Source organism: Novosphingobium sp. 18050 (assembly GCF_902706195.1).
Lineage (GTDB): Bacteria > Pseudomonadota > Alphaproteobacteria > Sphingomonadales > Sphingomonadaceae > Novosphingobium.
Genome location: NZ_CACSJO010000095.1, coordinates 1 through 445, shown reverse-complemented (window position 1 = coordinate 445; position 445 = coordinate 1). Strand labels below are relative to the sequence as shown.

1 protein-coding gene is annotated in these 445 nt (G+C 69.7%); it reads left to right on the top strand.

Going from position 1 to position 445, the window contains the following annotated elements; translation table 11 throughout:
- Positions 1-317, top strand: a 317-nt coding sequence (locus tag GVL61_RS24540) for a LysE family translocator (RefSeq protein ID WP_159983880.1), incomplete at its 5' end; no start/stop codon positions are given.
- Positions 318-445 lie beyond the last annotated feature (128 nt).

The following is a 445-nucleotide window of genomic DNA, read 5'->3' as shown; positions in this document are numbered from 1 at the left end:
GGCCGCGCAAGCTCGTCCTCATGGGCTTTCTCACGAGCGCGCTGAACCCGAAGGTGGCGATGTTCTACGTCGCGTTCTTCCCGCAGTTCCTGCATCCGGAGCGCGGCCTGTGGCTCGCGCAGACCTTCACTCTGGGGACCCTGCAGATCGCCATCAGCGCGCTGGTCAATGCCCTGCTGGTGCTGTTCGCCGCGCGCGTCGCCCGCTTCCTGCACCGCAGCGCCGGCTGGATGCGCGCGCAGCGCTACCTCATGGGCACGGTGCTCGGCGTGCTCGCCCTCAAGATCCTCTTCACCGAACGAAAGGCCACGCCATGAACGCCGCCCTGCCCGCTTCCGCGCTCGATGCATCCGCCCGCACCCACGCGGCGCTGCCGGGCCTCGCCGACATCGAGGCCGCGGCGGACGTGGTCTATGCCGAGTTCGCTCCCACGCCGCAGTACCGC